This is a genomic window from Mesorhizobium sp. B3-1-6, assembly GCF_006439555.1.
GTDB lineage: Bacteria > Pseudomonadota > Alphaproteobacteria > Rhizobiales > Rhizobiaceae > Mesorhizobium.
The window spans coordinates 356654-379877 of record NZ_VFTM01000001.1 but is presented as its reverse complement, the minus strand read 5'-3'; the positions used below and the strand labels follow the sequence as shown (position 1 = coordinate 379877).

The 23224-nt window shown below is 64.3% G+C and carries 25 protein-coding genes; 15 read left to right on the top strand and 10 right to left on the bottom strand.

All coding sequences use genetic code 11. The annotated features are described in order from the left end of the window. Window positions 1–75: 75 nt before the first annotated feature. The 5 genes from dnaG (at window position 76) to FJ414_RS01775 (ending at window position 6216) form a co-directional block, all read left to right on the top strand. Window positions 76–2019: a DNA primase gene (gene dnaG, locus FJ414_RS01795; RefSeq protein WP_140640676.1), complete on the top strand. Its 1944-nt coding sequence runs from the start codon at window positions 76–78 to the stop codon at window positions 2017–2019. A gap of 429 nt (window positions 2020–2448) precedes the next feature. Next, on the top strand, window positions 2449–4476 hold the full coding sequence (gene rpoD, locus FJ414_RS01790; RefSeq protein WP_140640674.1) for an RNA polymerase sigma factor RpoD: 2028 nt from the start codon (window positions 2449–2451) through the stop codon (window positions 4474–4476). Window positions 4477–4683: 207 nt separating this feature from the next. After that, on the top strand, window positions 4684–4977 hold the full coding sequence (locus FJ414_RS01785; RefSeq protein WP_140640672.1) for a GYD domain-containing protein: 294 nt from the start codon (window positions 4684–4686) through the stop codon (window positions 4975–4977). Window positions 4978–5042: 65 nt separating this feature from the next. Beyond that, on the top strand, window positions 5043–5423 hold the full coding sequence (locus FJ414_RS01780; RefSeq protein ID WP_181166798.1) for a DCC1-like thiol-disulfide oxidoreductase family protein: 381 nt from the start codon (window positions 5043–5045) through the stop codon (window positions 5421–5423). A gap of 136 nt (window positions 5424–5559) precedes the next feature. Beyond that, a complete protein-coding gene (locus FJ414_RS01775; protein ID WP_140640670.1) occupies window positions 5560–6216 on the top strand; it encodes a PadR family transcriptional regulator in 657 nt (218 codons plus the stop codon). Window positions 6217–6297: 81 nt separating this feature from the next. Here FJ414_RS01775 and FJ414_RS01770 read toward each other — a convergent pair whose 3' ends face one another. Together FJ414_RS01770 and FJ414_RS01765 are read right to left on the bottom strand one after the other, a co-directional pair. Continuing rightward, window positions 6298–6558: a YiaA/YiaB family inner membrane protein gene (locus FJ414_RS01770; RefSeq protein WP_140640668.1), complete on the bottom strand. Its 261-nt coding sequence runs from the start codon at window positions 6556–6558 to the stop codon at window positions 6298–6300. Between the two features lie 42 nt (window positions 6559–6600). After that, on the bottom strand, window positions 6601–7278 hold the full coding sequence (locus FJ414_RS01765) for a PspA/IM30 family protein (RefSeq protein WP_140640666.1): 678 nt from the start codon (window positions 7276–7278) through the stop codon (window positions 6601–6603). 174 nt (window positions 7279–7452) lie between these two features. On the opposite strand from FJ414_RS01765, the gene FJ414_RS01760 reads away from it, so the two are divergent. Together FJ414_RS01760 and FJ414_RS01755 are read left to right on the top strand one after the other, a co-directional pair. Beyond that, entirely contained in the window at window positions 7453–8094 is a 642-nt protein-coding gene (locus tag FJ414_RS01760; RefSeq protein ID WP_140640664.1) for a TetR/AcrR family transcriptional regulator, read from the top strand. 67 nt (window positions 8095–8161) lie between these two features. Further along, window positions 8162–8455, top strand: a complete 294-nt coding sequence (locus FJ414_RS01755) for an HlyU family transcriptional regulator (RefSeq protein ID WP_140640662.1) — start codon at window positions 8162–8164, stop codon at window positions 8453–8455. Window positions 8456–8467: 12 nt separating this feature from the next. Here FJ414_RS01755 and FJ414_RS01750 read toward each other — a convergent pair whose 3' ends face one another. Genes FJ414_RS01750 through FJ414_RS01735 form a run of 4 tightly spaced genes read right to left on the bottom strand, consistent with a single transcriptional unit; the run spans window position 8468 to window position 12470 of the window. After that, window positions 8468–9400, bottom strand: coding sequence for a 3-keto-5-aminohexanoate cleavage protein (locus FJ414_RS01750; RefSeq protein WP_140640660.1), 933 nt, complete (start codon window positions 9398–9400; stop codon window positions 8468–8470). A gap of 36 nt (window positions 9401–9436) precedes the next feature. Beyond that, window positions 9437–10267: a carbohydrate ABC transporter permease gene (locus FJ414_RS01745; RefSeq protein WP_140640658.1), complete on the bottom strand. Its 831-nt coding sequence runs from the start codon at window positions 10265–10267 to the stop codon at window positions 9437–9439. Further along, window positions 10267–11202 carry a sugar ABC transporter permease gene (locus FJ414_RS01740; RefSeq protein WP_140640656.1) on the bottom strand — a complete coding sequence of 312 codons (936 nt, stop codon included), beginning with the start codon at window positions 11200–11202 and terminating at the stop codon, window positions 10267–10269. The genes FJ414_RS01745 and FJ414_RS01740 overlap by 1 nt, the downstream gene beginning before the upstream one ends. Window positions 11203–11219: 17 nt before the next feature. Next, on the bottom strand, window positions 11220–12470 hold the full coding sequence (locus tag FJ414_RS01735; RefSeq protein WP_140640654.1) for an extracellular solute-binding protein: 1251 nt from the start codon (window positions 12468–12470) through the stop codon (window positions 11220–11222). A 149-nt stretch (window positions 12471–12619) separates the two neighbouring features. Here FJ414_RS01735 and FJ414_RS01730 point away from each other — a divergent pair, with 149 nt between their 5' ends. From FJ414_RS01730 to FJ414_RS01720, 3 genes are all read left to right on the top strand, one after another. Continuing rightward, window positions 12620–13543 (top strand): BadF/BadG/BcrA/BcrD ATPase family protein, encoded by a 924-nt coding sequence (locus FJ414_RS01730; protein ID WP_140640652.1) that lies wholly within the window; start codon window positions 12620–12622, stop codon window positions 13541–13543. Window positions 13544–13562: 19 nt separating this feature from the next. Beyond that, window positions 13563–14582 carry a sugar isomerase gene (locus FJ414_RS01725; RefSeq protein WP_140640650.1) on the top strand — a complete coding sequence of 340 codons (1020 nt, stop codon included), beginning with the start codon at window positions 13563–13565 and terminating at the stop codon, window positions 14580–14582. A 149-nt stretch (window positions 14583–14731) separates the two neighbouring features. Beyond that, the gene (locus FJ414_RS01720) at window positions 14732–15907 is read left to right on the top strand and encodes an ROK family transcriptional regulator (RefSeq protein ID WP_140640648.1); all 1176 of its coding nucleotides are present in this window, start codon (window positions 14732–14734) and stop codon (window positions 15905–15907) included. Between the two features lie 122 nt (window positions 15908–16029). Here the strand turns inward: FJ414_RS01720 and FJ414_RS01715 are convergent, their stop codons facing one another. After that, window positions 16030–16668 carry an FMN-dependent NADH-azoreductase gene (locus FJ414_RS01715; protein WP_140640646.1) on the bottom strand — a complete coding sequence of 213 codons (639 nt, stop codon included), beginning with the start codon at window positions 16666–16668 and terminating at the stop codon, window positions 16030–16032. A 116-nt stretch (window positions 16669–16784) separates the two neighbouring features. On the opposite strand from FJ414_RS01715, the gene FJ414_RS01710 reads away from it, so the two are divergent. Then, complete coding sequence (locus tag FJ414_RS01710) at window positions 16785–17732, top strand: LysR family transcriptional regulator (protein WP_140640644.1); 948 nt, start codon at window positions 16785–16787, stop codon at window positions 17730–17732. Here FJ414_RS01710 and FJ414_RS01705 read toward each other — a convergent pair. Next, window positions 17674–18300 (bottom strand): TetR/AcrR family transcriptional regulator, encoded by a 627-nt coding sequence (locus FJ414_RS01705; RefSeq protein WP_140640642.1) that lies wholly within the window; start codon window positions 18298–18300, stop codon window positions 17674–17676. The genes FJ414_RS01710 and FJ414_RS01705 overlap by 59 nt on opposite strands. 66 nt (window positions 18301–18366) lie before the next feature. On the opposite strand from FJ414_RS01705, the gene FJ414_RS01700 reads away from it, so the two are divergent. Further along, window positions 18367–18792 carry a VOC family protein gene (locus tag FJ414_RS01700; protein ID WP_140640640.1) on the top strand — a complete coding sequence of 142 codons (426 nt, stop codon included), beginning with the start codon at window positions 18367–18369 and terminating at the stop codon, window positions 18790–18792. Window positions 18793–18807: 15 nt separating this feature from the next. Here FJ414_RS01700 and FJ414_RS01695 read toward each other — a convergent pair whose 3' ends face one another. Next, window positions 18808–19755 carry a trypsin-like peptidase domain-containing protein gene (locus FJ414_RS01695; RefSeq protein ID WP_140640638.1) on the bottom strand — a complete coding sequence of 316 codons (948 nt, stop codon included), beginning with the start codon at window positions 19753–19755 and terminating at the stop codon, window positions 18808–18810. Between the two features lie 160 nt (window positions 19756–19915). Between FJ414_RS01695 and FJ414_RS01690 the strand changes: the two genes are divergently transcribed. From FJ414_RS01690 to FJ414_RS01680, 3 genes are all read left to right on the top strand, one after another. Next, on the top strand, window positions 19916–20791 hold the full coding sequence (locus FJ414_RS01690; RefSeq protein WP_140640636.1) for a S1C family serine protease: 876 nt from the start codon (window positions 19916–19918) through the stop codon (window positions 20789–20791). 8 nt (window positions 20792–20799) lie between these two features. Then, window positions 20800–21453: a helix-turn-helix transcriptional regulator gene (locus FJ414_RS01685; RefSeq protein ID WP_140640634.1), complete on the top strand. Its 654-nt coding sequence runs from the start codon at window positions 20800–20802 to the stop codon at window positions 21451–21453. A 261-nt stretch (window positions 21454–21714) separates the two neighbouring features. Further along, on the top strand, window positions 21715–22581 hold the full coding sequence (locus FJ414_RS01680) for an NAD(P)-dependent oxidoreductase (RefSeq protein ID WP_140640632.1): 867 nt from the start codon (window positions 21715–21717) through the stop codon (window positions 22579–22581). On the opposite strand, the gene FJ414_RS01675 is transcribed toward FJ414_RS01680, so the two are convergent. Continuing rightward, window positions 22565–23113, bottom strand: a complete 549-nt coding sequence (locus tag FJ414_RS01675) for a TIGR00645 family protein (RefSeq protein WP_140640631.1) — start codon at window positions 23111–23113, stop codon at window positions 22565–22567. The two genes, FJ414_RS01680 and FJ414_RS01675, sit on opposite strands and share 17 nt — an antisense overlap. Between the last annotated feature and the right edge of the window lie 111 nt (window positions 23114–23224).

The following is a 23224-nucleotide window of genomic DNA, read 5'->3' as shown; positions in this document are numbered from 1 at the left end:
AGCGGGTACGATGGGCCGGACGGAGTCGCCGTGCCCGGGCGGCTTGATTATATGGAGGGCAAACGAGTTTCCCCGATGCGCTTTCCGCCCGCCTTCCTCGACGAGATACGCGACCGCGTGCCGATTTCGCAGGTCATCGGCACCCGCGTCGCGTGGGACAGGAAAAAGACCAACGCGTCGCGCGGCGACTACTGGGCCTGTTGCCCGTTCCACGGCGAGAAGAGCCCGTCCTTCCATTGCGAGGACAAGAAGGGTCGCTACCACTGCTTCGGCTGCTCGGTTTCGGGCGACCATTTCAAGTTCCTCACCGAACTCGACGGCATGAGCTTCCCCGAAGCGGTCGAGAAGATCGCCGAGATGGCCGGCGTGCCGATGCCGGTGCGCAACGAACAAGAGGAACGGCGCGAGAAGGAACGCGCCAGCCTGACCGACGTCATGGAAATGGCGACCGCCTTCTTCCAGGAGCGGCTGCAAGGACCGGAGGGTGCCAAGGCCCGCGCCTATCTGCGCGACCGCGGGCTGACGCCGGCGACGCAGCAGTCGTTCCGGCTGGGTTATGCGCCGGACAGCCGCAATGCGCTCAAGGAACATCTTGCCGCCAAGGGCGTGCCGAAGGCCGACATCGAGGCTTGCGGCCTGGTGCGGCATGGCGACGACATCCCGGTCTCCTATGACTGGTTCCGCGACCGCATCATGTTTCCGATCCCGGATTCGCGCGGCAAGATCATCGCCTTCGGCGGGCGGGCGCTGGCGCCGGACGCCTTGGCCAAATACATGAACTCGCCCGACACCGAGCTCTTCCACAAGGGCAATGTGCTTTACAATTTCGCCCGCGCCCGCAAAGCTCTCGCCAAGGGCGGCACGGTGATCGCGGTCGAAGGCTATATGGACGTGATCGCGCTGACGCAGGCCGGCTTCGAGAACGCCGTGGCGCCGCTCGGCACGGCGCTGACCGAAAACCAGCTCGAGCTGTTGTGGCGCATGGCCGGCGAGCCGGTTCTGTGCTTCGACGGCGACCAGGCGGGGCTGAAGGCGGCATGGCGCGCCGCCGACCTGGCGCTGCCGGCAGTCCAACCCGGACGCTCGGCGCGCTTTGCGCTGCTGCCGGAAGGCAAGGACCCTGACGATCTGGTCAAGGCGGACGGACCGGACGCATTTCGCGCGGTGCTTGCCGATGCGCGACCGCTGGTCGATCTGTTGTGGATGCGCGAGACTGCGGGCGGCGTCTTCGACACGCCGGAGCGTCGGGCGGAACTTGGAAAGAGGCTGCGTGAGCTCGCAAGTCGTATACGCGACGAAAGCACACGCTATCACTACCAACAGGAAATGCGCGAGCGGGAGCTGAGCTTCTTCGGCTCGCAGCGCGGCCCGCGGCAGGGCCGCCAGGATAGCGGCCGACCAGGCGAGCGCGGCCAAGGCAAAGCCGCGGCACCCGGTGGACAGTTCGCCAAGAGCGGAAGCGGGCGCATCGCGATCAGCGAAAGCCTCGGCAAGTCGGCGCTGGTCAAGCGGGGCGAGGGGATGTCGGTGCGCGAGGCGACAATCATCGTGGCGCTGGTCAACCATCCGGCGCTGATCGACGAGAATTTCGCGCATGTCGAATTCCTCGACCTCGCCAATTCGGATTTGCTGAAGCTCCATGCCGCCATTCTCGACGCGATGGCGCATGACGCGGCCGACGAGCGCGGCGCGGTCATCGCCACCATCGAGCGCGCCGGCTGCGGCGGCATCTGGGAGCGGGCGGTGGAGCTGATCAAGCGCGCGCGTCAATGGCCGGCGCTGGAGACCGCGGCGCTCGAGGATGCCCGCGACGCCTTCAACCAGGCGATGCACTTGCAGCGCAGCGCCCGCACATTACATAGAGAGCTGAAACAGGCGCAGGCGGCGCTCGATGCAGACCCTTCGGACGAAAACTTCCGGCATCTCGTCGAGATTCAAGCGCAATTCAACGATGTGCAGGCAACGGAAGCGCTGATCGAAGGGTTTGGCGTTTCATCGGGCAGGGTTGGCCGCGTTTAGGGCCGAATACCTCCATTGGAAGTGAAGTGGAAATGCGCAGCGCGTCGAATCGACGCCTCTAAGTCGGGTAATTGATTCGCTTTTTTCATGCGAATCATGCCAGAGGCGCTTGACCTTCTGGCAGATTGGCGGAATCAGGACGATTCGAAACGTTAACCCGTGCCCCGGCGTCGGCGGGAAATTCGAGCGATGTGAGGCACTGGTGACAACTGGACAGGCAAAGTGCCCGCTCCAGATATCAGGGTTAATCTGGACTTAATGCATGTCGCCCAAAAGTGGAAACCGGTTTGGGACTAGCGACAGGCACAAAACAAAAGCGATGACACGGTTGCCGGACCGATGAAAAGCGTTCTGGCGCGAGCGCGTCCAGCATAACCGGTACGGCAGTTTATGCGGCCTCGATATTCGGCCGCTTGGAGACGACAAAGAATGGCGACAAAGGAAAAGGAAGAGGTCGAGACCGAACGCGAAGGCGCCACCGATGGCCCCCTGCTCGACCTTTCCGACGATGCTGTCAAGAAGATGATCAAGGCCGCGAAGAAACGCGGCTATGTCACGCTCGACGAGCTCAACGCGGTGCTGCCCTCGGAAGAGACGGATCCGGACCGCATCGAAGATATCAATGCAATGCTCAGCGACATGGGCATCAACGTCGTCGAGGACGACGAGGTGGGCGAGGAGACCGAAGCTGAGCCGGCCGCCGACGCCGAGGAAGACGCCAACGAGCTCGCCGAGCAGACCGGCACCGCCGTCGCCGCCACGACCACCAAGAAAGAGCCGACCGATCGCACCGACGACCCGGTGCGCATGTATCTGCGCGAGATGGGCTCGGTCGAGCTTCTGTCGCGCGAGGGCGAAATCGCGATCGCCAAGCGCATCGAGGCCGGCCGCGAAACGATGATCGCGGGTCTGTGCGAAAGCCCGCTGACCTTCCAGGCCATCATCATCTGGCGCGACGAGCTCAACGAATCGAAGATCCTGCTGCGCGAGATCATCGACCTCGAGGCGACCTATGCCGGCCCCGAGGCCAAGCAGGCGCCCGTGGTCGAACGCGTCGAGGAAGCGCCCAAGCCCGAAGAGAAGCCGCGCGGCCGCGCGGCGGCGCGCGAGGAAGAAGACGACATCACCAATGTCGGCGGCGACACGCGTGGGCTGGAGGAAGAGGAAGACGACGAGGACGAGGCGAGCCTGTCGCTGGCCGCGATGGAAGCGGAACTGCGTCCGCAGGTGATGGAGACGCTCGACGTCATCGCCGACACCTACAAGAAGCTGCGCAAGTTGCAGGACCAGCAGGTCGAGAACCGACTGGCCGCGGCCGGCACGCTGTCGCCCAGCCAGGACCGCCGCCTGAAGGAGCTGAAGGACCAGCTGATCAAGGCGGTGAAGTCGTTGTCACTCAACGCCGCGCGCATCGAGGCGCTGGTCGAGCAGCTCTACGACATCAACAAGCGCCTGGTGCAGAACGAGGGCAAGCTTTTGCGCCTCGCCGAAAGCTATGGCGTGCGCCGTGAGGAATTCCTCAGGGAGTATCAGGGCTCGGAGCTCGATCCGAACTGGACCCGCTCGATCGCCAACCTGACCTCGCGCGGCTGGAAGGAGTTCACCAAGAACGAGAAGGACGCGATCAAGGAGCTGCGCGCCGAGATCCAGAACCTCGCCACCGAAACGGCGATCTCGATCCTGGAATTCCGCAAGATCGTGAACCAGGTGCAGAAGGGCGAGCGGGAGGCGGCGATCGCGAAGAAGGAAATGGTCGAGGCGAACCTTCGCCTGGTCATCTCCATCGCCAAGAAATACACCAACCGCGGCCTGCAGTTCCTCGACCTGATCCAGGAAGGCAATATCGGCCTGATGAAGGCGGTCGACAAGTTCGAGTACCGCCGCGGCTACAAGTTCTCGACCTACGCCACCTGGTGGATCCGGCAGGCCATCACCCGCTCGATCGCCGACCAGGCGCGCACCATCCGCATTCCGGTGCACATGATCGAGACGATCAACAAGATCGTGCGCACCTCGCGCCAGATGCTGCACGAGATCGGCCGCGAGCCGACGCCGGAGGAACTGGCCGAGAAGCTCGCCATGCCGCTGGAAAAAGTGCGCAAGGTGCTGAAGATCGCCAAGGAGCCGATCTCGCTCGAAACGCCTGTCGGCGACGAGGAGGATTCGCATCTCGGCGACTTCATCGAGGACAAGATGGCGATCCTGCCGATCGACGCGGCGATCCAGGCCAATCTGCGCGAGACGACGACGCGCGTGCTTGCCTCGCTGACGCCGCGCGAGGAACGCGTGCTGCGCATGCGTTTCGGCATCGGCATGAACACCGATCATACGTTGGAAGAAGTCGGCCAGCAGTTCTCGGTCACCCGCGAGCGCATCCGCCAGATCGAGGCGAAGGCGCTGCGCAAGCTCAAGCATCCGAGCAGGTCGCGTAAGCTCAGAAGCTTCCTCGACAGCTGAGCGGAACCAGACATATCAAGATCCAAAGGGCGCCTCCGGCGCCCTTTTTCGTTCCCGGCCGTCTCTCATGCCGGCTTGCCGGCTTTGCCCGACAGGAGGATAATTTCGGGGTCGGATGCATTTATGGGCGACAAAGCCGGATGCCCGCCCCGGCGCCGGTCGTAACGGCCAGGCGTCGAGCTCCGTGGCGCCGGAGGGAGGTGTGCCATGACAACCTACATCGTGCTTATCAACTGGACCGAGCTGGGCGCCAAGAATGTGCGGGAGTCGCCAAAGCGGCTCGATGCCGCCAAGAAGCTGCTGGGAGAAATGGGCGGATCGTTCAAGTCGTTCTATCTGACCATGGGCGAATGCGACATGGTCGCCATCGTCGAAGCCCCGGATGATGCGGTGCTCGCCCGCTTCGCGCTGCTGTTGTCGTCGGGCGGCAATGTCAAAACGCGGACGATGAAGGCGTTCCCGGAATTCGCCTATCGCGAAATCATCAGCTCGCTCGGGTAAGGCGACTTAGCCTAGGGATCGGCGCGGCTGTTGCGAAGCCGCGCCGCATTCCCGATAGTCGCGCCATGCCCGAGCCGCTGCTCACCGTCTGGTACAACACGCGCTGTCCGGTGTGCGACGCCGGCATCAACCACCAGAAGCGGCGGCTCGCCGAAGCGGTCAAGGCGGGCCGCGTCGAATTCCGCGACATCAATTTCGAACCCGAGGCGCTCTCCGCATTCGGCGCCTCGCTGGAGGATATCCGCCGGCGCCTGCACGCGACCGACGCCAGCGGGCGGTTGCTGGTTGGCGCCGACGTGGCTATCGCGGTCTGGCGGATCACGCCGGGCGGGGGATGGCTGGCGAGCTTGTTCGGCAACCCAATCGCCCTGCCGTTGACGCGCTTTGCCTATGACCGTTTCGCGGACGTGCTCTACGCCTGGAACCGACGCAAGGGCCATTGGTAGCGCTCTCGGCCCAGCTATACGAAGACGCATAAGCGGTCTTGGCACGGCGTAAGATACATCTTAAGATATATCTTGACTTCGCAAGCGATGATCCTTACTTACGATATATCGTAAGATATAACTCAAGGAGCAATCCATGCACAGACACAACAACTTCGGCGAGCGCATGTTCATGCATATGGCCGGCAAATTCGGCGGCCGCGGCGGCGGTGGCTTTGGCCCGTTCGGCCATGGCGGCAGGGGCGGCGGACGCGGCGGCCCGGGCGACATGTTCCGCGCCGGGCGCATGCTGGCCGACGGCGATCTCAAGCTGATCACGCTGTCGCTTTTGGCCGACGCGCCGCGCCACGGCTACGACATCATCAAGGCTCTGGAAGAACGCACCAGCGGCGTCTACAGCCCGAGCCCGGGCGTGGTCTATCCGACGCTGACCTTCCTGGAGGAGGCGGGCTACGCGGTGTCCTCGAGCGAAGGCAACAAGAAGGTGTTTTCGATCACCGAAGCCGGCAAGGCGCATCTCGAGGAGAATCGCGAGATGATCGACAGCGTGCTCGACCATCTTGAGCGTTTCGGCCGCAAGATGGCCGCGGCGCGCGAATGGTTCGGCTGGGGCGACGACAAGGACGAGGGGCGCCGCGGCCGCTCGGAGACGCGCGACCGGTTCCGCGCGCTGCGCCACCGGCTGCGCGCCGCGCTCGGCGACATCGCCGACGCGCCGGAAGACAAGCAGGCCGAGGCGATCAGCATCCTGGAAGACGCCGCCGAGGCGATCGAGGCGCTGTCGCGCCGCTAAGGCATCCTCACATAGAACCCGAAAAGCCCGGATCGCTCCGGGCTTTTCTATGTTCAGTTAAGCGATCAGCAGCAGCAGAAATCAATCCTTGCCGACATATTCGCTGATCAGCTTCTCGTTGCGCGCCTTCTCGATCTTGGCCGTGGTCTCGGCCGCGATTCGCTCGTCGGTGCGGTACTTGACCAGGTTCACCAGGCTGCCGGTGAGCAAGAGGACGCCCATCGCCCAGTAGCCTTTGGTCGAGAGGTCGACCGGCGCCAGCCACAGCGACAGGGCCAGCATGAAGTAGGCGGCGCCCACCGACAAAGTGTTGAACAGGATGTAGGTCCGATTGCCGTTCATCGTGGTGTTCCTTTGCTTTGATCCGTTTTGGAAATTTCGGGCTCAGTTCAGCGATTTCAGGCGCGCCAGGACATGCTCAGCACGCACCTTGGTGGCCGGTCCGTGGCCTGCTTCGGCGAGGCGTTCACGGATCGCCTCGTGGCGCAGATCGCCGTCGATCTCGTCGAGGATGCCGGCCTCCTCGAACGGGTCGCTGCTTTCCTTGATGCGAGCAAGCAATTCCTCCGCTTCGTTGATGCTCGCCGTGCGGCCGATCGAACGGTTGAGACGGGACTGCGCCTTGCGTTCTGCATCGATCGCACGGGCGGAAATCATGCCCTGGTTGAGATCGATGATACGGCGATGCGCCTGTTCTACGGACAGGCGCATCCGCAAGGTCTTCTCGCCCAGGCTCTTGACCGTGGCGCGGCGGACCTCGCGCTCGTTCTCGAGTTCGGCGATTGCGGAAGCGCCGCCTTCGGCAAGCGCCTGGTTGTTGGCCGAAAGCGCGCTGAGCGTGCGGGTCTCCAGATCGGCGATGCGGCGGTCGAGCTGGTCGAGGCTGGTCTGCTCGGCTCGCTGGCGTACGATCAGCGAGGCGAGCGTCTGCTTGGCGGCGGCAAGGCCCGCCTCCGCGTCGCGGATGCGCTGGGCCAGGAGGTCGATCGCAAAACGATCCTTCAGATTGTCCTCGGCCCGTGCGCTGGCGCCGTCCAGCAATGTCTTGATCAGGCTAAGCATGGTCTTCTCCCTGTTTACGTGAACGATGTTCACAAACTCAACATAGCAGGAAATGAACATTGTTCAAGGATTATTTTGAACGCTGTTCATGGGCCGCCGGACATGGTAAACGCAAGCAAATGGAATGGATTCCGGGCTAGGCTTGCGACTTCGGACATAAGGACAGGAAAGAGCATGGCGCTGGACAAGGAAGAGATGGGCGAGAAGGTGCTCGCCATCGCCGAGGCGCTGCTCAACGAGGGCGGCGCCGAGAACCTGAAAGCGCGCACCATCGCCGAGCAGGCCGGCATTTCCGTCGGATCCGTCTATAACCTCTTTGCCGATCTCGACGAGGTGCACCGCGCCGTCAACATGCGGCTGCTCGACCGGTTGGGCGCGACAGGCTTGGCGGCGATGGCCGATCTCGAAAGGCAAGGGGTGACCGATGTCCAGCATCGCATCCTGGCGATGGCGGCTGCCTATGTGCGCTTCGTCGAGGCGCATCCCGGCAGTTGGCCGGCGGTGCTTGCCTTCAACCGCCGCCGCGCGACGCGGCCTGGCCCGGACGCCTATGACGCGCTGCTCGACGCACTCTTCGACATCGTCGCCGGCGTGCTCAAGGCAGGCGATTTCGGCCTCGACGACGACCGCCGCGCGCTTGCGGCGCGGACCTTGTGGTCAAGCGTGCATGGCATTGTGACCAGTGGCTATGTTGCAAATTCGAACAGCAAGCAGGCCGAGGAGATCTGGCATCAGATCGAGCTTCTTGTCGGCGTTTTCGTCAAGGGGCTGGAACACGGCGGCGCATTCGCGCATGCTGAGACGAAGCCTGCGTGAACAGGGCCTGCGCGAACAGGGAATGCCGTGATTCCTCTTGTGTGGGCGTGAACGGGAGTTTTGAAAAATGTCTTTTCTGAAAAAGCTTTTTGGCGGCGGCGGCAGCGAGGCAACGGAGACCGGCACCGCCAAGCCGGCCAAGCAGGTCGAGCACAAGGGATTCCTGATCAGCGCGACGCCCTACAAGGCCGAAGGCCAGTACCAGACCTGCGGCGTCGTCTCGAAGGAAGTGGACGGCGTGATGAAAGAGCACCGCTTCATCCGCGCCGACCGTTTCGCCGGGCTGGACGACGCCGTCGACATCTCGATCAAGAAGGGCATCCAACTCGTCGACGAGCAGGGCGAGCGGATGTTCGGCTGACCGGCGCCCCAGTCAGAACGCGACCTTGTCGCCGCCCTTGAGCTGCAGGATATGGCGCGCCTCGTCGGGCGTGGCGATCGAGGCGCCGAGGCCTTCGATAATCTGGCGGACCTTGGTCACCTGCTCGGCGCTGGAGCGGGCAAGCTTGCCCTTGCCGATCCACAGCGAGTCCTCCAGGCCGACACGCACATTGCCGCCCAGCGCGATCGCCTGCGTGGCGATCGGCAACTGGTGGCGGCCGGCGCCCAGCACCGACCAGTGATAGTTGTTGCCGAACAGGCGGTCGGCCGTGCGTTTCATATGGGCGACGTCCTCCGGATGCGTGCCGATGCCGCCGAGGATGCCGAACACGCTCTGGACGAAGAACGGCGCCTTGACCAGGCCGCGCTCGACGAAATGCGCCAGCGTGTAGAGATGGCCGATGTCGTAGCACTCGATCTCGAAGCGCGTGCCGTTGTCGGCGCAGGTGCGCAATATGTGCTCGATGTCGCCAAAGGTGTTGCGGAAGATGCGGTCGCGCGAGGATTCCAGATAAGGCCGCTCCCAATCATGCTCGAAGGTCTTGAAGCGCTCCAGCATCGGAAACAGCGCGAAATTCATCGAGCCCATGTTGAGCGACGCGACCTCGGGCGCGAACACCTTCGCCGGTCGGACGCGCTCCTCCACGCTCATCGTCGCAGCACCACCGGTGGTGATGTTGACGACGCAGTTGGAGCGCTGCTTGATGACCTGCAGGAAAGGGGCGAACGCCTCTGTCGACTGGTCGGGGCGTCCATCGACCGGATTGCGGGCGTGAAGATGGACGATCGCGGCGCCCGCTTCGGCGGCCTCGATGGCGGCGGTGGCGATCTCCTCGGCCGTCACCGGCAGATGCGGCGACATTGACGGGGTGTGGATCGAGCCGGTTACGGCGCAGGTGATGATGATCTTGTTCTGGTTCGCCACTTTTGATGCCTCGATCTCTTCGCTGTCTGACTGCGCCTATTTCACCGCGCCTTGCGTGATGCCAGAAATGAACTGCTTCGACAGCACGATATAGAGCAGGGTAATCGGCAGCGCCGCCAGTGTCAGCCCGGTGAACAGCACCCCCCAGTCGGTGGTGAATTCGCCGACGAACACGGTCAGCCCTTGCGGCAGTGTCTTCAAATTGTCGGAAGTGATCAGCACCAGCGGGAAGAAAAAGTCGTTCCAGATTGGCACCGCGTTCTGGATCGCCACGATGACCAGCGCCGGCCGCGCCAGCGGCAGCATGATCGACCACATGATGCGGAACTCGCTGGCGCCGTCCATACGGGCGGATTCCTCCAACTCGCGCGGCAAGGTGCGCAGGAAGCCGGTCATGATGAAGACAGCCGAGGGAATGCCCATGGCCACATAGACGAGCACCAGCCCGAGATAGCTGTCGACGAGACCGAGCGTGTCCAATTGGATGAACAGCGGGATGATCGCCAGCTTCAGCGGCACGGTCATGCCGCTCAGGAAAAACATCAGGACCAGCGAGCTCAGCCGGAACCGGTAGCGGGCGATCGCATAGCCGGCGAGCGTGCTGAACAAAAGGATCAGCGCGACCGAGGCCGCGGTGATGCCAACCGAATTTGCCAAATAGCGGACGAAATTGGTCTCGGTCCAAACCTTCTCCAGATTGGCGGTCGAGAAATGCGTCGGCAGCGAGAGCGGCGAGGAAAAGATCTCGGCGTTGGTCTTGAACGACGATGCCACCATGACGAACAGCGGATAGATCATGATCACGGCATTGACCGCCAGCAAGAGCTGGATGGCGCCGTTCCTGATCGTCTCGCCGCGATCCCTCATCACTGCTCGATTTCGCGACGGCGCAGGTAACGCAGGGCGATGGCGGTGACGCCGGCGACGAAGACGAACATCAGCACGGCCAGCGCGCTGCCCTGGCCGAAATCCTGGATGCCGGTGGTCGTGCTGCCGAAGGCCGTGCGGTAGAAATAGAGGCCGAGCACGTCGGTCGAGCCGCCCGGCGAACCGGTCAGGCCCGCCATCACATAAGGGATTTCGAACCAGTTGAAGCTGCCGATGAAGGTCAGGATGGTGACGATGGTGACGCTCGGCGCGATCAACGGCCAGACGATCTTCGTCATCAGCGCGTAGTCGCCGGCGCCGTCGAGGCGGGCGGCCTCCAGCACGTCCTTGCTGATGCGCTGCATGCCGGCAAGCAGCACCAGAGTGGGGAAGCCGAGCCAGTGCCAGATGTTGGCGAACAGGATGCTGCCGAGCGCAGTGTTTTCGTTGCCGAGCCACGGAATGGCGCCGACGCCGACCAGGCCAAGGAGCTGGTTCACCAGCCCGAACAGGGGATGCAGGAACAGCTTCCACAGGAAGCCGACGATCACCGCCGACAGCACCACCGGCAGGAAGACGATGACCTGATGGACGCGATGGCCCGGCAGCGCCTTGAGCAGCGCGAAGGCGATCAGGAAAGCAGTGCCGTTCTCGAAGACCATCAGCGCCAGAAAGGCGACGACGTTGTGCTTCAGCGCATTGTAAGTCCAGTCGCTATATGGCTTTTCGAACAGGACCTCGCGGAAATTTTCGAAACCGATGAAGCCGGACGGACGCAGGCCGTTGAACTCATAGAAGGCGAAGCGGAAGGCCGACAGGAGCGGCCACAGCACGAACAGCACCATGACCACCAGCGCCGGCGTCAGCAGCGCGGCAATCCAGAGCGACCGGCGCCACGGAAAAGGTCTTTCGGTGTGGCGCCAGCCGTCCGTCATCTCACTTGCCCTGGAACTCACTGGCCCTGGAACGGCTTGTACCATTTGGCGAGGCCGTCGGTGATGTCGGCGGCGAGTTGGTCTGGCGTGATCGATCCGGACATCATCTTGGTGATGTCGCCCTGCAGCAGCTCCGATCCCGTCGGCTTCTCGAAGCGGAAATAGACGACATTGATATGCGGCATCGCCGTCTCGTTCAACTTGGCGACATGCGACAAGAGTTCGTCCTTGATGACGACGCCCTTGATCGGCGAGATGTTGCCGAGCAAGGCCGAGAACTTGTCGCCGAACTCCTTGGTGCCCATCCAGTTGACCAGCTTGAGCGCCGCTTCCTTGTTGGCCGACTTGGAATTGACCGCGTAGCCGCCGTCGAAGAATTTCGTGGCTTGCGGCGTGTCGCCGGCCTTGGCCATTGGCGGGGCGACGAAGTCCATGTTGATGGCGGGGTTCTGCGACCGGTAGGTGGCGATGTCGAAGCTGCCGCCGGCGAGCATCGCCGCCTTGCCGCTCAGGAACAACTGGCCGGCCGTCTCATAGTCGATGCCTTCGAAGCCTTCGGGCATATAGGGCCGCAGTTCGAGCAGCTTGCCGAGTGCCGCGACATAGCGCGGGTCCTTGAAGGTGGTCTTGCCGCTGGTCAGGTCGCTGACGAAGTCCTGGCCGAGGAACGGGTTGGTGAAGATGGCCACGAACATCTCGTTGAACCAGCTGGTGCCCATGCCGTTAGCCAAGGGATAGATGCCCTTTTCCTTCAGCGCCTTGCTGACGGCGATGAACTCATCCCAGGTGGTCGGCGGCGTCAGGCCGGCCTTGGCGAAGACGTCCTTGTTGATGAACAGGCCAAGCGTCTGCGAGGCGAAGGGCAGCGAATAGACCTTCTTGTCGGCGCGGTAGGTGCCGGACACCAGCGCATCCGCCGGCTGGTTGGCGAGCGAGGGCACGGTGCTCATGTCGAGCGGCTCGAAATAACCGGCCTTCACGAATTGCTCGAGCCAGCCATAGGCATGGGTGTGGATGACGTCGCCGCCCTTGCCGCCGGCCAACGCCGTCGAGACGATGGTCGGATAATTCTCGTCCGGGAAGGACTCGAACTTCACGTGGATGTCCGGATTGGCCTTGGTGAAGTCGGCGAAGAGCTCGTTGTAGGCGGCCTTGTCTTCCTGGCGCCAGGTCCAGAACGAGATGTCGGCGGCGTGCGCCAGACTTGTTGCGAATCCCCATGCGAAAGAGGCGGCCGCGAGGGCCAGGCCGATCCTTCTCCTGCTCATTTTCCCGATCTCCCATTCAGCGCTTCATGCGCTTTGACGCGATTAATCAAATCATAGTTCTTGCCGTCTGGAAAGATAGTTTGTAAAGTTTCCTAACTAACGTGATTGTGACGTCGTGCGGTCCATCGGTAACCCGTGGGACGAGGGGAATGTTCGTGGATCAGAACCTGGTGGCGGGCGTGGACATAGGCGGCACCAAGACGCGCATCATGGGGCGCCGCGGCGACACCTTGTTGTTCGACAAGACGGTTGTCACCGACGAGTGGCGGATCCGCCAGATGGAGGCCGATGCGGCGAAACTGGCGGCCATCGTTGCGGACCTGTGCGGCGGATCATCGCCGGCTGCCATGGCCGTCGGCGCGCATGGTTGCGATACCGACGAGCAATGCCGGCGTTTCCAGGCGCTGCTGTCAGCCAACCTCAAAACGAGGGTGCAAGTGGTCAACGACGCCGAACTGATGGTGCCCGCGGCCGGCTATGATGACGGCATCGGGGTGGTGGCCGGAACCGGTTCGATCGCGGTCGCGCGCACAGCCGAGGGCAAGATGCTTGCCGCTGGCGGCTGGGGCTGGATCCTGGGTGACGAAGGCAGCGCCGCCGCACTGGTGCGCGAAGCGGCCAAGGCGATCCGCCGCGCGCTCGACCGCGGCCAGGAGGGCGATCCGCTGATCGCCGTGCTGATGCGCGAAATCGGAACCGACGACCAGACCAAGCTCGGTATATTGCTCAACGAGACGAGGGGTGCCGCGGCCTGGGGCCGTTACGCCAACGCCGTCTTCGATGCGGCAACTGCCGGCTCGCCGCTCGCTTCCCGCGTCATCAAGGAAGGCGGGGAGGGACTTGCCGCGCTCGTCCAATTGCTGATCGAACGCGGCGCCAATGCCGCGCTTGTCGTTGCCGGCGGCGGCGTCATTGCCGAGCAGCCGATGCTGATGGATGCTTTCGTCGAGGCCATGGCGTCGGTGTCGCCGATAAGCCACGTGGTCCTGCTGCGCGAGCCGCCGGTGATCGGCGCGGTGGCGCTGGCTGGACGCCTTGTCGCGGGCCAAACAGCTTCCCGCAGCAGAGCATAGCAGTCATGGAGCATCGAAAATGAAGCGTATCGGCTACCGAACGGCGGTGTCCCGCCAAGCTGAAAGCCTTGAGACCGGAAGGCAGGCTGTGGCCAAGGCACTCGACACGCTCGACCTCTCGGGCTTCACCGCGGGAGCCATCGGCTTTGCCGGTATCGGCGCCAGCTATCAGGCGGCGCTCGCCGGCGCCTTCTATCTGCGCCAGTCCGGCAGGCGGGGGTTCGCTTTCGTGCCGACCGAGCTCTATGGCCGGACAGATGCGTCCGCGGAGGCCTTTGTCGCTCTGTCGGCCTCCGGCCAGAGCCGTGAAATCGCCGATGTGATGCTACAGGCGAAAGCCTATCCTCGCCTTGCCATCTGCCGTGGCGGCGACAATCCGCTGGCCGGTATAACTGGCGCGGTGATCGCCATGGAATCGGGCGCCGACAATGGCGCGAGTTCGACCGGCTATACCGGCACTTTGCTCGCGCTCGGCATGCTGGTCGACAGGATCACCGGCGGCTCCTTCGACTGGGCGCAATTGCCGGGGGCAGTCGAGCGACTGCTGGCCGATGGCTGGGAAAGTGCCGGCCGGGCAGCGAGGCTGCTGGCCGGCCGTGCCTCCATCGACATCGTCGGCGCCGGTATAGGTTTTGCGAACGCGGGCGAGGCGGCGATGCTGATCCGCGAGGCAGTTCGGGTTCCTGCCTCCGGCTGGGATACGCTGAACTATCTGCACGGCCCGATGGAATCGCAGGACGCGGCCACAGGCCTTGTCGCCTTCGGCGACGGCCGCGAGGTCAAGATCGCGCAGGATGTCGCGGCCTTCGGCTGCCCCTCGGTCCTGATTACGCGCAGGATGGACATCGCTGCTGCCGACAGGCTGGCTGTCATCTCCATTCCGGCGCTGGGCAATGCGATGGCGAACGGCATCCTGGAAATCATCGCGCTGCAGATGATCGTCGGCGACATGCAGGATGCGGCCGGCCTCACCGATATCACCTTCCGCTACCGGCAGACGGACACCAAGCTGAAACCCTGGTCGCCGACTGAGCTTTGATCCCGTCGCCGCCGCTGTTCTTGCCGGGGAATTCGCGGAAACCGCTCAAACCCTTCACAATGACGGCTGTCGTGTTTGATTCGCGATATACGCTACGGCAGGTCCGGGCCAAGCGCCAAGAGGAATTAGAGGCGGGATAAACGTCGCAGATGGCTCCAGCCGACATCCCCAGCTTGACGGAAAGCGCCCGCGCCGTGCTGCGCCTGCTGGCCTCGCAAGGGCCGGTGACGCGGCCGAAGCTCGGCTCGATGCTGGAACTCTCCAAGCCGACCATGTCGGCCGCCGTTTCAGAGCTCAGCGCGCTCGGCCTCGTTGCGTCGCGCGGGACGGAACGCGGCGCCGTCGGGCGGACCGCCACCGTCTATGGCATTGGCCCCGGTGCCGGCTATGTGATCGGCATCGATGTCGGCGCCGCACAAGTGCGCGCCGTCGCCTATTCGATGGATGCCCAGCCTTTGGCCACGGGGGAGGAGAGCATTGCGGACGGGGCGACCATCGATGAGATCGGCGCGGTCGTTCTGTCGGTGGCCAAATCGATCCCCGCAAAGGTTGGCAAGACTTTCCGCACCTTGCGCAGCATAGCGGTCGCGGTGCCGCGCATCGTCTCGCACAGCCGCCTCGGCAATGGCCAGGGCAATAGTCCGGACGCCGTGCTGCACACGCTTCGACGAAAGATCGATGTGCCGATCATCCTGGAGAACAACGTCAACTGCGCGGCGATCGGCGAAATGCATTTCGGCGCGGCGCAAGGTCACCAGACCTTTGCCTTCCTGCAGGTCGGCGTGCGCGTCGGCCTTGGCCTCATCAATGAAGGCCGGCTTTATCGCGGCGCAGGCGGCGCTGCCGGCGAAGTCGGCCGCATGCCTTTTCCGTGGTCGGTCAGCGAAGTGCCTTATCGCGAAGGGTTGGAGCACTATCTCGGCTCGCGGGCGCTGATCGAACGCAGCCGGCAGACCTGGCCGGCGCAAGAAGGAGCCCCGCCTAACTCGGCCAAGGAATTGTTCGCGCTGGCGCTCGCAGGGTCGCGCCCGGCCGCCGAGGCAGTGTCGCGCCATGCCGCCGATATCGGCCGGCTCGCGGCCGGCTGTATCGGCATGTTCGATCCGGGCCTGATCGTGCTTGGTGGTGGCGTCGGGCGCAATACGCTGATGACGGCGGAGGTCGAACGGGTGGCCGGCGAATTGGCATGGCCGACGCAGATTGCGGTCAGCTCGCTGGAAGATGTCGGAACCGCGCTTGGCGCCATGAAGCTGGCGCTGGATTACAGCTTGGGGCTGATCCTGCGCGAGGATCGCCATCCGGCGGTAGTGCTGCCGCCGCTGTAGGGCGGCCACCTACCAGCGAATGCAAAAAGAGGCACGCGCTGGCGGGCGGCCACCTACCAGCGAATGCAAAAAAGAGGCACGCGCTGGCGGGCGCCTGCCTCTTTCATTATCGGCATCGGCGATCACGCCGCGGCGGCGACCTGATTGGCGTTGGCGGCAGCGATCGCATCGACCTTGGCGGTGGCCTGGGCCAGCGCGGCGGTGACCGCATCTGCACCCATGCCGACGCCCTCGACGCGGATGACTTCGACGTCGGTCATGCCGAGAAAGCCGAGCACGCTGCGCAGGTAAGGCACGGCATGGTCCATCTGCACCGCGGCGCCTTCAGAATAGATGCCGCCGGAAGCCAGCACGATATAGACCTTCTTGCCGCTGACGAGACCCTTCGGGCCGCCTTCGCCATAGGCAAAGCTCTTGCCCGAGCGGGCGACGTGGTCGACCCAGGACTTCAACGTGGAAGATATGTTGAAGTTGATGAAGCCGGTGGCGAGGATAACCGTGTCGGCGGCGAAGAGCTCGTCGAGCACGGCGTCGGAAACGCCGACGACTTCGGCCTGGCGAGGCGTACGGGCTTCGGCCGGCGTATAGATGCCGGTGGCGTAGTCAGGATCGATATGCGGCAGCGGATTGGCGACCAGATCGCGCACGACAAGCGTGCTGGTCGGATCGGCGGCAACCAGCTTCTGGGCAAGATCAGTGGCGACGCGGGTCGAGTGCGAAGCGGCGCCGCGCGGGCTGGAGGTAACGAGGAGAATAGACATGGCGGTGTCCCCTTGGGGTTGGATTGAAACTTTCCTCACCAATATGGGATTGCTGCTCCATCAGGATAACTGGTATAATATGCATACAATCCATCAATAAAATGGATGGCCTAGCCATGCAGCCGAACCCGACATTGGATCAGCTCCAGATCCTGGTGGCAGTAGCCGACACCGGCAGCTTCTCGGCGGCGGGGCGCAAGCTCAATCGGGCGCAGTCGGTGGTGAGCTACGGCATCGCCAATCTCGAAGCGCAGCTCGGCTTGAAACTGTTCGAGCGCGAAGGCGTGCGCGAGCCGCAGCTGACCGATGTCGGCAAGGCGATGCTGGAGGACGCGCGGCGCATGATCGGCGTCCTGCAGCGCATCCGCTCGCGCGCCGACGGTTACCAACAAGGGCTGGAAGCGGAAGTTGCAATATCGGTCGACGTGGCGCTGCCTTCACCGGCGCTGGTGCGCGTGCTCAAGGCCTTCGAGGCGCAGTTCCCGGCGGTGATGCTGCGGCTTTACATCGGCTCGCTCGGCCTGATCGTCGACCAGGTCGTCAATGGCCAGTCTGATCTTGGCTTTGGCGGCTTGCAAGGCGACGCCGACGTCAATCTGCTGCGCATCGGCTTCACCTCGATGGTGCCGGCGGCGGCGCCCGACCATCCGCTGGCGAAGCTGCCCAGACCCGTCGCCATCGAGGATTTGCGCGAGCATATCCAGCTCGTCGTCACCGACCAATCGGAGCGGACACGCGGGCGCGACTACGGCGTGTTTGCCTATCGGACGTGGCGGCTGACGGATGTGCGCACCAAGCATGCCTTGATGCGCGAAGGCCTCGGCTGGGGCGGCCTGCCGCGCTGGCTGATCGCCGACGACTTTGCCAGCGGCCGGTTGGTCGAACTCGATCTCGAGCCCTATCGCGAGGTACGCTCGCCGCTCTATGCCATGCACCGCGTCGACCGCAGCCCCAAGCCGGCGGCATCCTGGCTGATCGACGAGTTCAAGCGGCAGCTCGGCTGCTTCAATGAGATGGAGCCGGGCGTGTGGACGGAGGAAGGGCCGGAGACAAGCCGTCCATGAGCGCGATCAGCACCGCGCGGTAATCCGCGCCGGACGCGCCCGCCTCGATGGCCAAAGCCGCCCGATCGAAGGCGGCCGCCAGCAGCGCGGTCAGCGCCTCAAGAGGCAATCTGGTCATCGCTTGCGCGCGCATCGCAGCCGCCAAACCTTCGCGCAGCGAGCGGTTGCCGTGGCGGTTGTCGATCTCGTCCATGGCGGCGCGCCCGAGCACAGCCGGCCCGTCGAGCAGCAGAAGCCGCGTGCGGCCGGGCGCGCGCATTGCCTTGAGATAGGCGTCTGATCCGGCGATCAGCGCGTCACGCGCGGATAGCGAGGGCGGGGATGCATGGTCGATCTCCGCCGCCACGGACGCGGCCTCCTGCTCGACGACCGCCGCGAACAGCGCCTGCTTGTCGGCGAAGTGATGGTAGAGCGCGCCGCGCGTCACGCCGGCCTCGGCGACGATCTCCGGCGTGCCGGTCTCGGCATAGGATTTTTCCGTAAACAGCTTTCGCGCCGCGCGGATCAGATCGGCGCGCGTCGCCTCGGTGCGGTCGCGGTTGGAGCGGCGCCCAAACTCTTGTTGCATACATGCAGCCTGTATGTTATGTGAACTCACATACAGACTGTATGTTGGATGCGAGGAGAAGGAAAGATGAAGACGACCAGCTATTATCCGGTGCTGATGACAGGCGATGTCACCGGGACGGCGGCCTTTTACGTCGAGCATTTCCGCTTCACCCCGCTCTTCGAGAGCGACTGGTATGTGCACCTGCAGTCGGTCGAGGACAGGCGCGTCAACCTCGGCATCGTCCAGGGCGACCACGAGACGATCCCGCAAGAGGGACGGGGGCGCGCGTCCGGCCTGCTGATCAATTTCGAGGTCCGGGATCCCGACGCCGTCTATGAGCGCGTCGTCGCCGCAGGCCTGCCGATCCTGCGCGGCTTGCGCGACGAGCCCTTCGGCCAGCGCCACTTCATCACCAGGGACCCCAACGGCGTGCTGATCGACGTGATCAAGCCGATCCCGCCAAGCGAGGAGTTCCTGGCGCATTACGCCGAGGGCGCGGCCGGGGGCTAGGCCGCCCGACGGCTCTCAGTTCGTCCGCGCCACCGGCATCACCGTCACCTGGCTGACGCCGGTGCGGCGCACGACGGTGCAAAGCGTCTCGCGGCCGATGCGCTCGGCGTCGAGCATGCGCACGAGGTCGTCGACGCCGGTGACCGGCCGGCCGTCTATTGCCGCGATGATGTCGCCCTCCTTCAGGCCGGCCCTAGCGGCGGGGCCGTCCTTCTCGACGCCGCGCAGACGCACCGCCGTGTTCGTGGTCACTTGAGACAGCAGCGCCGCCCGGCGCGGCAGGTTGGTCGTGTCGGCGGAAACGCCGATGAAGGCGCGGCGCACACGGCCGAAACGGATGATTTCCGAGATGACGAAATTGGCGGTGTTGGAGGCGACCGCGAAGGCGATGCCCTGCGCGCCGTGGATCATGGCGGTGTTGACGCCGATCACCTCGCCCGCCGACGACACCAGCGGTCCGCCCGAATTGCCGGGATTGAGCGCGGCATCCGTCTGGATGACGTCGTCGATCAGCCGCCCGGTCGAGGCGCGCATCGAGCGGCCGAGCGCCGAGACGACGCCGGCGGTGACTGTCCATTCGAAACCGAGCGGATTGCCGATGGCGATGGCGATCTGGCCGCGGCGCAGGCGCTTGGAATCGCCGAGCGGCGCGACGTCGGCGAAACTGCCGTCGGCGCGCACCAGCGCGATGTCGGTGTCGGGATCGCGGCCGAGCACATGGCCTTCGCGCGCGGCGCCGTCCGGCATGGTGACGCGCACGGCGCGCGCGTCGCCGACGACATGGAAATTGGTGACGACCAGTCCGTCCTGCGCGATGACGAAGCCCGAACCGTGGCCGCCGGCGCCGATGCGCTCGATGCGGCACACGGCCGGACCGATGCGGTCGACGGCATCGGCGATGGATACCGAGTAAGCGTCGAGCAAAGTGTCATCGGATGGAAGTTTTTCGGCTGCGAAAGCCATGGGCGTGTTCCCTCGTACAATGATGACTATATGTGCGGAGCGGCCGCAATTGCCGCGACCTGACCAGATGGCCAGTCGGGCCGGTGACTAGCCGTCAGGCGAGTACCCGAGGCTGCGCTACCGAGCGATATCTGGGTCACCGAACCCAGGAGACAGTCTTATGAGCGACTTCAATCTCAGTGCCTTTTCCGACGCGATCGCCGACGTCGCGGCCACCGCTGCCCCCGCGGTGGCGAGTTTCGTCACGCACCATCACCGCACCGCGAGCGCCTTCCACTGGCGCGACGGTTTCTTCGTCACCGCCGAGGAAGCGGTCGAAGCCGGCGAGGAGATCGAATTGACGCTGGCTTCCAGCGAGGCCGTCAAGGCCGAGCTTGTCGGACGCGATCCTTCGACGGGCGTTGCCCTGCTAAAGCCGGCTTCCGGTGCTGCCGGTCTCCCGCAGTTGACCCAGGCCTCTGCCGTGCGCCCAGGCAATCTGGCGATCGCCGCGGGCAGCAGCGAGGGAACCGCGCTTGCCGTGTTCGGCACGGTCGGAGAGGTCGGGCCGGCCTGGCGCTCGATGCGCGGCGGCACGATCGACCGGCGCATCAACCTCGCCATCAACACCGGCGGGCGCTTCGAGGGCGGGCCGGTGCTCGACGCCAAGGGCGGCGTGATCGGCATGCTCTTGTTCGGACCGCGCCGGCGCGCGCTGGTTATGCCGTACGAGACCATCGAGCGCGCGGTCGCGACACTGCGCGAGAAGGGCCATGTCGCGCGCGGCTATCTCGGCGCCGGGCTGCATCCAATCCGCAATGGCGACACCAAAGGCGCTATGGTGATGAGCCTCGACGATAAAGGCCCGGCCAAGGCTGCCGGCCTGCATGTCGGCGATATCGTGGTCGCCTGGAACGGCGAGGTCGTGCATGGACCGCGCGAGCTGATCCGCAAGCTCGGACCGGACAGCGCGGGCACCACCGTCACTCTAGGCGTTTCGAGCGGCGGCGCCGAGCGCGACGTGTCGATCACCATCGGCGAGAAACCGCTGAGCTGAGAGGATCGATGGCCAGCAGCGCGGCACAAACGATTACGAGACCGGAGCCGGCAACCCACCAGCTGACGGTGCTTGTCGCGCTTGCCGATGCCCAGCGCGCCGAGCAGCTTGCCGATGCGCTGGCCGCGAGCGACGATCTGGCGCCGGCATTGGCTGGAAGTGGCGTCGGCCAAATGGCGGATGTCGCCGTCGCCGATGAGGCCGGCCTGGAAAGCCGGGTCGTCAGTTCGGCGACGCCCATCGTTCTGCTTTCGCGGCGTGCGGGCGGCAGCGAGCGGGGGGCGGCGGACAATGTGCTGGCCGTGCTGCCTGTCTCCGCAGATGGCCTGCTGATCGCCGCCGCTGCGCGATTGGCGGCGTCAGGCTACCGCGTCGGCAAGGCGCCGCCGTCGGAGGTCGCGCATGGCGATTTCCACGATGACGAGCTTGCTGGGGAAGAGACGCCTGACGACAACCAGCCTCGCCCGGCCTTGTCGCCGCGCGAGGCTGAAGTGCTGGCGCTGCTGGCCGAAGGCGCGCCGAACAAGATCATCGCCCGGCGGCTCAACATTTCCGTCCACACGGCGAAGTTCCACGTCGCCGCCATCCTGATCAAGCTCGGCGCCGCCAACCGGACGGACGCGATTGCCATCGCCATGCGGCAGGGGCTGGTGCTGGTCTAGGGGTCACTTGAGATTCAGGTGAGGCCAGCCTGCGAATGGCGGCTTCCTGCGCTTCCGGTGCTCACGTACTTCAAGTACGCTCCGCTCCGGTTCTCGGAACCCACCATTCTCGACTCGGCCTGACCTGAATCTCAAGTGACCCGCTCCGCGCCACGGTGGTTTCCTACGCTACGCAGCGTAACCGCTTCGCCTCCTTTCGGCTCTTGCGCCGTGCCCATCAGCCGCGCAAGTTGCCTTCCGAATTGATGAGGGAGGCGAAGGATGTCGCTCAACGGAAAGACGCTGTTCATCTCGGGCGGATCGCGCGGCATCGGGCTGGCGATCGCGCTGCGCGCGGCGCGCGACGGCGCCAATGTGACGATCGCGGCCAAAACCGCCGAGCCGCATCCGAAACTGCCGGGCACGATCTATAGCGCGGCGCAAGAAATCGAACAGGCCGGCGGCAAGGCGCTGCCGGTGCTTTGCGACATTCGCGACGAAGCGCAGGTCGCCGAGGCGGTGGCCAGGACCGTGGAGCGGTTCGGCGGCATCGACATCTGCGTCAACAATGCCAGCGCCATCCAGCTTACCGGCACACTGGAGACCGACATGAAGCGCTACGATCTGATGCACCAGATCAATACGCGCGGCACCTTCCTGGTCTCCAAAATGTGCATTCCCCACCTCAAGTTGGCAGAGAATCCTCACATTCTGAATCTGGCGCCGCCGCTCGACATGAAGGCCAAGTGGTTCAAGAACCACGTCGCCTACACGATGGCCAAGTTCGGCATGTCGATGTGCACGCTTGGCATGAGCGCGGAGTTCGCCGGAGCCGGCATCGCCGTCAATTCGCTGTGGCCGATCTCGACCATCGATACGGCCGCCGTGCGCAATCTGCTTGGCGGCGCGACGGTGGCGGCGATGAGCCGCTCGCCCGACATCATGGCCGATGCGGCGCATGCGATCTTCCTGCGCCCGTCGCGCGAGGCGACCGGCAATTTCTACATCGACGAAGAGGTTCTGCGCGCCGAAGGCGTCACGGACTTTTCGGTCTACGCACCGGGCGCGGCCAATCAGCTCGCGGGCGACTTTTTTGTCCCCGACGAGGTGTTTGCGAACGCGCAGACGAAAGTCAGAAGGATCTACTGACGGAGCGCTCGCCTCGATCCATCGCGGCCTTCTTGCCCTTGGCCAACGCCATGACCCGGTCGATATAGGCCAGCATCAGCGCCGAAACGACGAAGGCGAGATGGATGATGGTCAGCCACATCAGCTGGTCGGTCGTGTAGGACACGGAATTCAGGAACACCTGCAAAAGGTGGATGGAGGAGATGGCGACGATGGTCGAGGCGACCTTGACCTTCAGCGAGCCGACATCGATCGTGCCCAGCCAATGGACCTCGCCGTCCTGCTCGTCGAAGCGGCTGACGAAGTTCTCGTAACCCGAGATGATCACCATCACCACCAGCGAGGCGACAAGCGCGGCGTCGATCAAGCCCAACATCTTCAGGATCGTGTCGGTGTCGCCGATCGTGAAGGCGCTCATCACGAACTCATAAAGCTTCTTGCCGAAAGAAAGCGCGTAGATCGCCAGCGCCACGCCGAGCCCCAGATAGAAGACCACCAGCAGCCAGCGCGAGGCCAGGATGACGGATTCGATGGCGAGTTCGAGACGCTTCATGAAGGCTTCCGTTCAAATTGCGATAGAGGGTATTTCGGCCAGACAGGGCCGGTTTTCAAGACAAAAACCCCGCCGGGGAGGGGACCCGACGGGGCTCAGTGTGTCCCGCTG